A 10,073-nucleotide genomic window follows, 5' to 3' on the forward strand; every position below is an offset into this window, starting at 1 on the left:
CCCGTGTACGGCCGCCCCCATCACTGTTTGGCGACAGCGGGAGCGGCTCCAACACAAAGGAGCTTCAACCATGGTCATTCAGACTACGGCATCCCCGTGTAGCCCCGATCTGCCCACCCCCTATGGCGGCTATCCCGATCCCCCTTCCCAAGACTGTCGCTCACGCGTCATTGGCGACTGCAGCGAGGTGCTGTCATGACCTCGAACTCCTCTCACACCACACCAACACCCTCATCTACTCCTCTTGCGCCCTCTGCTACGGGCAAGGCAATAGCCGAGTCTTCCCAGACGCCTGAGACTTCGGTGTCACACGACTCGTCATCTACCATCACCTCAGAGAGCCAGCGTCGCTCTCCTCCCCCTCACACCTCGAGCACTCCCACATTCCAGGATTCCTCGACTGCCGCAGCTTATCGGCGAGGACAGTTGATCAAACAGCACTTCCAGCAGTGGCTGAAAGCCTTGAAGGATAAACCGACTCATTTCACGAAAGTCAGCTGCCGCAACGAGCTGATGAAACATCCAGAGTTGGCGGGCTATAAACCCATTATTGTCCTGCAGCGAGTCGGTGACCTGATCGATCGCCTGGTCATTGATGGTCACGTTGTGCAATCCGACACCATCGGCAAGCGTCGCCGCGTCTATCAACTCATCGATAGCACTTCGGAGCGCTCACCGGATATCCCCTTGCCGAGCAATCGACAGGATCTTGCCACGTCGAAAACCGATAGCACATCGCATCTACCGCTGGATGCAGCACTACAGGAACAACGTCGAGCCTTGAAAAAATCCATGCGGGCCGCGAGCGCGGAAGCCGAGCACCTCTATCAATTGGCAAAGGACTACCCGGAGGCGAAACCCGACATCGCTCCACTCCAGGAGGATGCAATTCAGCGCGCCTGCGAACTCCAGGGACAACTGGCCGCCGTGCTGGCGCTCTCTGCAAAACGCCATGCTGGAGGTGCCTCATGACGCCGCGTCAGATCAATCGATTACTGCCCTCTCTGACAAGCCCGACACTCAGAGCCTGGCAAGCGCGTTGTATTGAAACAGCGCTTCAACGGCTTTCGGATCAGCAGCCCCATTTCCTGTGCCAGGCCACCCCGGGTGCGGGCAAGATGCTGATGGCCGCCGTCCTGGCTGAGGAGCTGATTCTCAACGGGAGCATTGATCACGTCATCTATCTCGGCCCCACCTCTGCCGTGGTGGAGCGTGCACGCGAGACGTTTTCGCAAATTCTGGGGCGGCCCATGCAGGGCAGGCTGGGGGACATCGGTATCGCGCTGACCTATCAAGCGCTCAGCTTCCGCCTGGAGGACCTCAAGCAACTCTGTCGCCAAGGGCGTGTCCTGCTGGTCTGGGACGAAAGCCACCATGCCGCCGGCGCGACAGCGTGCGCCGCAAAAAACGCCTACACCAGCTCGGCAGCCACAGGCGCCAATCAATGGGGATTGGCGCTCTTGGCATTGGAGCGCGATGTTCGCTTTACGCTCGCCTTGTCAGGCACTCCTTGGCGCACTGATGGCAGCTGCCTTCCGATGCTGCGTTATATGGCACCGAGCCATGAAGCCGCCTCAGCGTCCGAGCCATCGGTGCCAACCCTGCCATCGGCCGACAATGACCGCCTCGCGCTGATCCCAGACTTCACTTATCCCCTGCGTGATGCCATCCAGGATGATGTCTGCCGTACTCCCCAGATCTATTTGATAGATAACGACGACATACGTCTGGTGGCAGAACAGCAGGCGCAGCGCGAGACACTGTATTACCAAAGCATCCCGGCCTTGCTGCGTCACCCAGGGGTGCATTACGCCGCCTTGCTGCGTCACCCCGGGCCTCAGCAACATTTGCTGGACGTCAGCTGCCAACGCTTGCGACAGCTTCAGGAGAAAGACCCGACCGCCGCAGGATTGGTGGTGGCATCCAACATTTCTCATGCAGAAGACATCGCTGATTGTCTGAAACAGATGGGACAGACGGTGTGCCTGGCAACCAGCCAGACAGAAGGAGCGCACGCACGACTTGAGGCGTTTCGCTACGGCCATACCTCGTGGATTGTCTCCGTCAACATGGTCAGTGAAGGGATCGACATTCCCCGCTTGCAGGTATGTTGCTATCTCAGCCACGTCAGGACCGAACAGTATTTTCGCCAAGTGCTAGGCCGGATCATACGGCGTCGACATGCACAGGATGATGCGTGCTATTTCTATGCCCTCAACGAAAGCACGTTACGACACTACGCCTATCGACTGTTTGACGACTTGCCCGACGAGCATGCTGCGATCCAACTGGATTCCTCCTCCTCCCCAACACTACCCGCCCCGATCGTCTCTCCAGCCACTGATTCGATAGCCTCCAACGACCCCGGCACGTGCGGAGAACTCCCCACGATTGACATGCATGGCGCGCCACATGCTCAGGCCCCCATGAGTGAGTATGTGAGCTTCTCAGAGGGAGTACGAGAGATCACTCTTGATCTGGCAAATGATGTGGCGTTCTCCAACGCCTTCTTGGCGCGCCTGGTATCGCTCTGATTACAGGAGACGGCTCGGCAGCCACGCCCGCGCGATCACCAGATGATTTCACTTTTTTATAGTTTAACCACAAGTATAACATCCACAAATCGCACATATACCAGTGAGATTACTCGAACAAACCTGCGTATGCGTGACTCTCAACTCTCCATGCTTTCTAGGGCATGCATTTCGGGTTGGCTGATTTACGAAGGGTGATAGCGTGAAATTCGATGGCCACCTCACAGCGCATATCGGCCCTCATTCCAACTTTTCGACATCGATGGAGATCCCTCATGGTGTCCAGACCACCGACAGGCATCCACCCGCCTCAAAGACGGAGACATCAGGCAATGCAAGTGATCCCCTATCAGGGAAACCAGGACTCTCTGCCGGGGCTTTGCCTGACGGTCTCGGCACGAAAGCTGATCATGGCAAGCCTTGCACCGAGTACCATCCGAGCCTTCCAAAGCGACATACGGATGTTTCTCAGACGTGGCGGCACCCTCCCCAGCACCGACACGGAGATTGCCAACTACCTCACCCGGTGTTTCGAGGACGGCTATAAACCGAATACGCTCAAGCGACAGCTGTGCTCGTTACGGCGTTGGCACCTTGTCATGAATTGCCCCACCCTGGGCAATGAGCAAATGATCAAGGGGGTCATGCGCGGCTGTGCACGCCTCAATGAAGTGCCGGTGAAACGTGCACCAGCCTTGATGCGAGACGATCTGCATCAGCTGCTGAATAGCCTGGATTTGAGCGAGTTGCGAGATCTGCGCGACGCCGCCATGTTCTGCCTGACGTTCTATGGAGCATTTCGTTACAGCGAAGTCCTCAACCTTCGTGTCGAGCACCTCACATGGGATACACGAGGCGTGTTGGTCAGGCTCTCCCGCAGCAAGACCAATCAAGAAGGACGTCATGAAGTCAAAGCTATTCACCATGCGGATACCTCGCTCCCCTACTGCCCCGTCAATCTCCTGTATCGCTGGCTGGAAGCCGCCCATATCCAGAGAGGTGCGGTATTTCGCAGCGTCTCGCTGGGCGGCAGGCCAGGAGGCTCGAAACTTTCTCGAACTGCTTTTCAGAATGCGTTGATCAGGGGGCTTGAGCGGTCAAACCTGGCTTCACGCGGATTCAGCACACATAGCATGCGTGCTGGCCTGATCACTGAAGCTCATCTGCGGGGGAAGAGCCTGGAGCAGATACAACGCGTGACAGGTCACAGGCATCTCAGCACCTTGACGGAGTACATTCGGGTCGCAGACCCTTTCGAAAACAGCGCCAACGACTTTTGATAAACATGAGCAATGCATTACCGTTCAATAATCGATGAATTGACAAAAGCAATCGCTCGAGGGCTCGTAATAAAAAAAATACCTACCAAGTTTGACGCCAAGAATCCCTAATGCTCTCGAAACGGTCGATTTTGACGGTTAAAAGATACCTTAGATTCTTGCCACTTGAGTTATGCTATTAGTACACACTGATTCAGCTTGGATATATCAGGAGGCGGCACTCCCAGAGATATCGTTCTACAGGTCGGGTGTATTACTCGACTGATCATCACTACTCAAAGTTACTCGCGTTTGCTGGACATGAACTCGACGAATGATTCTCTCATACGTCTCGGCCCCCCTTTGCCTATCGTTGGAGTCATCAATATGCCAGATGCTACCTATACACCGTCACTAGTGAAAATCAGCGCTGACAAGACGCTTGTCATCTATCAGCGAGTACTCGAGGTGGACACCGCCGAGCTTATGAACGAGGAGCATGCTTTTCGACCAACGGTCGCGACAGAGAGCCTGCCCCTAGCGCCTGTCCGCTTCCGCAGCAACGTTCAGTCGACTCACACTTCCGAGGAGTTCGTGAATTTTCATGTCATCAAAGCCATCGTATCCACACAGAAAGTGCCCGTCTCACAAAGTGTATTTTGCATCGAGATCGATATCGGCAGACTCAACGAAGATGAAATCCAAGTGGTGAGATTCTATTACCAGGTGCTACAGCCTCTGCTCGAGCTTGGCTGGGAATGGATCAATATCCACAACCTACATACCACTGGCGATATCAATATTAACGAGAAGAAGTTATGGAACAATATACTCAGAAACTTCATTAGTGATGAAAGATTACAATACGCATGGAGCAATGTAGTCACTCAACAAAACTTGCCAATAACACACAAGCAAATCTCATCAATGTTCAAGCATCGCTATTCCACTGACTCGATTAGAAAGTTTATGAACACAATAATGGATAGCGCTAATAAAAGTCAAAGTAATGCATCTAAAGATAGAAATATAGCAAACGGCGCCACTGTCGCTAAAACAAGTAAGAAGAACACCCATAGCAAAAGAAAAGATAATAGGAAGCAGGAATCAGATACCAACAAGCAAAGCAATATAAAAGAAAAAAACAAGTACTCGAACAATAAGAGGGAAAACGACTCAGATTCGCAAATTGATTGGCTTTATGAGCTTTGATTGACTGATAAACAGGAGGCTTTCACGTGAGTGAACACCAACTACCTGACCAAATATTGGCTAATTACGACCTCAATGCGATCGGGTCCCGCTGGCCCCTTGTACCGGAGTGGCTCAAGAGGAGCCTCCCACCCTTGATTGCCTCAGAATATCGCCTCAGTGCTCGCCTCTTTGCCGCCGATTACTCGGAGCCAGACCTTGTGCCCCAAGTAGAAGAGTTTCTAGAAAGCCAATTTTTTATGGAAGATGAGTCACATCGAAATCATAGAATGTCTCACTGCCTTCATTACACGGTGAACTACCGATTTATATCGCTCACTGATCCTCGCGTAAGCAGTATCCGAAAGCTGCTTAGACTGATTTTTTGTCAGCCACGTCGTACTGTAAGACGTGGCTCTGCCATCAAATATTACACCCAGATACTTGAGCTTAGAAAGGCGCTTAAGCGGCTACTTAACTGGGGCGACCTGGATGATATTCAAAACAGTTTCCCCAGACCCATTTCCCCTACCCTGGGAGAGCAGTTAGTTCCTCCTCCGGAGCATTTTTCCGATGCTGATTTGGAGCTGCTCGAACAGTTTCTTCATGCCTATGATAAAGCAACTGATCGTCCATCGGAGCATCCCAACCATCTGCGCAATAAGAAAGCGACACGCGCTTTGCTTGACGAAATTTATCAGTCGAGCCAGCTCACTCGTAGCCCAATAAGAAAACAGCATAGAGCTCGCAATGAAAATCAAAAAAGACGTCAACATGTCGATACCATTCTTCGTGATTCGCCACTTTGGGCCAGTGACAAATCTTACAAAATTCATGCTGAATATACCGACTATCGCTCCCTTGACAGGTCAATCCAAGCACTTGACCATGCCTTAATAGAGGATGATGAAGAGCTCACGGATGACAATGAACATCAGAATGAATCATCATCTAATGATCTGAACCAAAGCAGTATCTCACCCCTCGACCCAGTGAAAGAGCTATTCCATAACACGCTGCTTTCACAAGGCGATCAGGCGCTTCACCTTGAGAGCGTACAGCTCTTGCAACAGGCCCGCAGTCTCAAGACATCTGCAGACATCAGCCTACGCCCACAAGAAGAGGTTCTAGCAGCTTTACGTATCTTCCAACCACCGAAAGATGAGGAATTTCTCATAGAATCTGAGAGTGCTATTGCAAACCGACAAGCCTTGGCATTTCTTAGCATTCTACTTTGCAGTGGAATAGCACCTGAGCGCTTGCTGCAGACGACGGTAATCTCCCGATCCCCCAAGCTGCCCCTCAATAGCGATAGCAATCGTGAGTGGATCATCTGCCAGACACTGGATCAAGTTCCCAGCTGGTCACCGGAGGAGGGGCTACTCCATTACTCTGTCAACAAGGCACCTAACGAAACCATCATCACGTTGCCCTTGCCCAACGCTCTCAATCAGTCACTCATGGCCGAAAAGGCATGGCTCCCCGGCGCCCAGCCCTTCAAAGCACTGAAATCACTGATCGAGAAAAAACTCAAGCGCTGGGGGGATAACCGTCCCGGAAGTACTCTGACGTTGAGACGCGTGTCCGCCAGTCATCATCATTGGGTGATACCTGCCTGTGAAGATGAAGTGATCGCGACCTGGTTGCGAGGCGAGCTCCCGCTTTCGCTCTCTGCCCCGGCAACGTATCGAACGATACCTCTGCACAAGATTCAGAAGGCTTTTCTCTCGGCTCAAGCTGCGCTTGGCCTATTTCCCTTATTAGAAGAAGACTGTCGTACACCTCGCGAAGATCACACCGTGGGATCCACAAAAGCCCAGGAGCCGAGCTATTTCAAACGTCCGCTTCATTTGCTGACGCAACTTACCAAGAACCACGCCATGCTGGTTACCTCATTGATTACCTCACAAGGGAATCGTACTAGCGACTTACGGGCAGTCGGCGAAGCCATTGCCCGGCAAGGTCAGATACTGGGAGCGCTGACCTTACTTGCATGGCAGCTCTGCACCTTGGCTCGCCCAATTGGATCCAAAACCCAATGTGAGCAGCTGGAAAATACGCTCTGGCTACGCGACAAGGATTCGGCTCGGGCACAGGAAAGCCGCCAAATTCCACTTGTCCCTGCCCTTGGCGCATTGCTCCGGCTTCAGCATGAGTGGCGGGAGGAATGGCAACGATGGTGGAAACGCCACGGTGGCAAAGCAGACTTTCTTAGGCATGAACAAGTCGCCTACCCCGTTCAATGGAAGTTCAATGCCTCGACAATGATGTTGACGCAGCAACGCATGCAGCATGCTGACTGGCGACAGTGGCTCAAGGATCTTCCAACATTCATGCCTTCGCCTTTGGCAACTGAATTGAGCCAGTGGGGCCACCAGCCTTCCAATATCACGCGCCACAGCATGCTCACCGCGCTCCAATCGCGACTTTCTCACGCTGAATTTAGTGCGCTCGCTGGGCACACCATCCAGGGGCACTCACTCCAATCCCCGTCCAGTGATCGGAGCCTGATTCAATCGGCGATACGAAGCGCACTAACCGATATCGCCAGGCTATGCGGCTTGACGCCGGGTCTGCTTCACAGAGACGACCTCCCATGGCCCATTCAGCACGCCGGGCCAACCATTCAAGGAGATAGAGGATGAGTGCTATTACCACCATTGATCTTCGGAAGAAAACCGATGTACCTGCCCAGTCCACGCACCAAGAGCTTACAACTCCGAAGCTGTCTCCGATCGAACTTTCGAAAACACTGGGTAGGGTATTCCGTCGCTGGAATGATCCAGATCATCGCCTTTTCTCCTCCTCTGAAGTGCTCAGACATTTCCGCAAGAATGTCGCGCGCTACGCTTGGCAACGGCATAAGAAAAAGGTAACCAGAGTACAGGCTAGAGCGCAAAGTGCGCCTTCCACCAAGCCGTCTCGCGCTCGACACAATGCCACACGCTTGAACCAGCGAGATGTACAAGCCTTGATTCGCAACGCCATCCAGCTTGCCAAGGAAACTGAACTTGACTTCAGCTCCCGAAAGGTCACCAAGGAAGTCGCGCTTGTACTGACTCATCTCAACCGAGAGCCTGACTTCGAGGCTACGATTCCGACCAGTATCAAACGCCCGGTCAGACCCTCATCCGCGGCTACCTCATCACGAGATATCAAGGTTCAGCAACGGGTGCTGGATTCGGTACGCGCCCTGCAGCGCATTCCCGCCAACCAATGTACGCCAGAGCAGTCTCTTCTCTTCCTGGCCTTGAGCATGGGTACCCTGCTGGGGATGGAGGAAGAAGTGATTCGCCATACTCTGCTGAACTTGAGCTCAGAGCATCTGCCACGCCTGAACACCAAGCGCGGTCCCCACCATTGGTTCATCGGCTGCCTGCCAGGGTTATCTCGAACACATCCAGCCCATTACCGGCTAAAAATCCCGAATCATCTCAGGAGGCTACTCAGGGCTTGCCGTCAGTCCCCTGTCCCATTACCAGCCACCTCCTCCCAGCAAGCCGATGTATGGTGGTTCTCCTCGGATGCTACGCTGGACCTAAACAGTCCATTGGAAGCGCGAGCTGCCCATCTGGATCAGCTCTTGGTCACCGGTCTGTCACAGCTGCTAGATAGCCAGGCACCACGCAGGACTGGTTCCTCCGCTTCGCTGAAGAATGTCCGATCATTGCTTCGTCATGCCTTCCGGTGCACGACATTGTTAGGCCCTGCGCCCCTCTGGTCACAGCTGCTTCGGCGCTACCCCCTACCAGTGTGTAGCTGGCGTTCTCCTTGGCAGCATGACGAAAGCCTCCTTTTATCGGCGGCCCCCCTCCCTACCTCCGGTACGTCGAGCGCTTCTGGAACCATGGATGTCTCTGAACCGGAAGACATCGAGACCGATCTTCACACCCCTGAACTCCTTATGGGAGGAGGCGACAGGAGCAACGAATCGTCACCATCTACCTCTCCCCGATACCGGCAGGATCAACTATCAACAGACTGGTATGTGAAAGCAGGCAACCAACTATATGCGTATATCACCGAACTGGAGCATGAAGGTCTGATAAACCCCAGAGGGGGATCTGCGATCCAGCGGCATGACACCGTTACGTCTCGCTACGCGAAGAAGCTGATACACATGCTGGGCGAAGACAGCTACCCACTCTGGATACTGCTATGGCTGTCTTATCAATCGAGCACTCAAGGCAATAAAGCCAGCACGCTCAGGACTTACCTGAGTCGTCTGACGCCCACCTCCATGATGATGTTGCCCGATATCCCATGGTTGGCTCTCTGGGATGGAGAACTGATGGAGGCAATCAGCGAACAGCTACCCACTCAGAAAGGCTGGGACACTTCGACGTGCCACAACTTCTTCCAGACGTTCAATCAGTTCATCAGCTTTTGCCAAGGCAACGATCGATTAACGGGTATTCCTCCCGTACAGGGTGAGGGAGGTCGTTTCATCAGTACATTGCGTACACATCTGATCATGCCACACGAGGCAGAACACCTGACCCGGGCGCTCTCCAGAAGACGGAGTGGATTACGGCGCAGCTGGCTGATCGCCTTCCTCCTTGGCTACTACGGGGGCCTGCGAGCTGGAGAAGTCATGGCATTGACACTGCATGACGTCATCATCAATCAGCCAGGAGATGACGGCCCCACCTACTGTTACGTAGAAATCCATGCTGGCAAGACTGCAAATGCTCGGCGCAGCGTTCCTCTTCATCTTCTGATATCCCCAGAGTTGATGACGCTGGTGAGAGAGTGGATTGATAGACGCCGAGAGTCCTTTGCTGGCCAGCAGCGTTTGAAGAACATTGCCTTGCTGGGGCCAGAAAGCTCTCCGCTGGGCTATTCAAGAGAGAGCTTGCTGACCCCGCTCATGGCATGGGCCCGGCAGTCTCTCCGCGGTGCTCTCACACCCGGATTGGAGCTGGAGGACTTCCACTTCGACTTTCATCTCTTGAGGCACAATGCAATCTCGTGGCTCGTACTGCGCCTCTACAGCGACGACTACCCTCAGCTTCTGGATCGCCTTTCCTCCACCTGCCGAGGACATTGGTCCTTCACTCCTGCAGCACTGGCGAACTGCCGCCGAGCG

7 protein-coding genes are annotated in these 10,073 nt (G+C 53.7%); all 7 read left to right on the plus strand.

The window, feature by feature from the left end:
- The first annotated feature begins 70 nt into the window (after positions 1-70).
- The gene (locus BF12_RS23140; RefSeq protein ID WP_282705493.1) at positions 71-199 is read left to right on the plus strand and encodes a hypothetical protein; all 129 of its coding nucleotides are present in this window, start codon (positions 71-73) and stop codon (positions 197-199) included.
- A gap of 227 nt (positions 200-426) precedes the next feature.
- Positions 427-972, plus strand: a complete 546-nt coding sequence (locus tag BF12_RS0110555; protein WP_024952248.1) for a VspR family transcription factor — start codon at positions 427-429, stop codon at positions 970-972.
- Positions 969-2,534, plus strand: a complete 1,566-nt coding sequence (locus tag BF12_RS0110560) for a DEAD/DEAH box helicase (protein ID WP_051510926.1) — start codon at positions 969-971, stop codon at positions 2,532-2,534. The genes BF12_RS0110555 and BF12_RS0110560 overlap by 4 nt, the downstream gene beginning before the upstream one ends.
- 410 nt (positions 2,535-2,944) lie before the next feature.
- Positions 2,945-3,814: a site-specific integrase gene (locus BF12_RS0110565; protein ID WP_169734523.1), complete on the plus strand. Its 870-nt coding sequence runs from the start codon at positions 2,945-2,947 to the stop codon at positions 3,812-3,814.
- 366 nt (positions 3,815-4,180) lie between these two features.
- Entirely contained in the window at positions 4,181-5,005 is an 825-nt protein-coding gene (locus tag BF12_RS0110570; RefSeq protein WP_024952251.1) for a hypothetical protein, read from the plus strand.
- 134 nt (positions 5,006-5,139) lie between these two features.
- The gene (locus BF12_RS0110575) at positions 5,140-7,629 is read left to right on the plus strand and encodes a hypothetical protein (RefSeq protein WP_156941167.1); all 2,490 of its coding nucleotides are present in this window, start codon (positions 5,140-5,142) and stop codon (positions 7,627-7,629) included.
- A 1,475-nt stretch (positions 7,630-9,104) separates the two neighbouring features.
- A partial coding sequence (locus tag BF12_RS22390; RefSeq protein WP_211242435.1) for a site-specific integrase occupies positions 9,105-10,073 on the plus strand: 969 nt, incomplete at its 3' end.

The organism is Cobetia crustatorum (assembly GCF_000591415.1).
Classification (GTDB): Bacteria; Pseudomonadota; Gammaproteobacteria; order Pseudomonadales; family Halomonadaceae; genus Cobetia; species Cobetia crustatorum.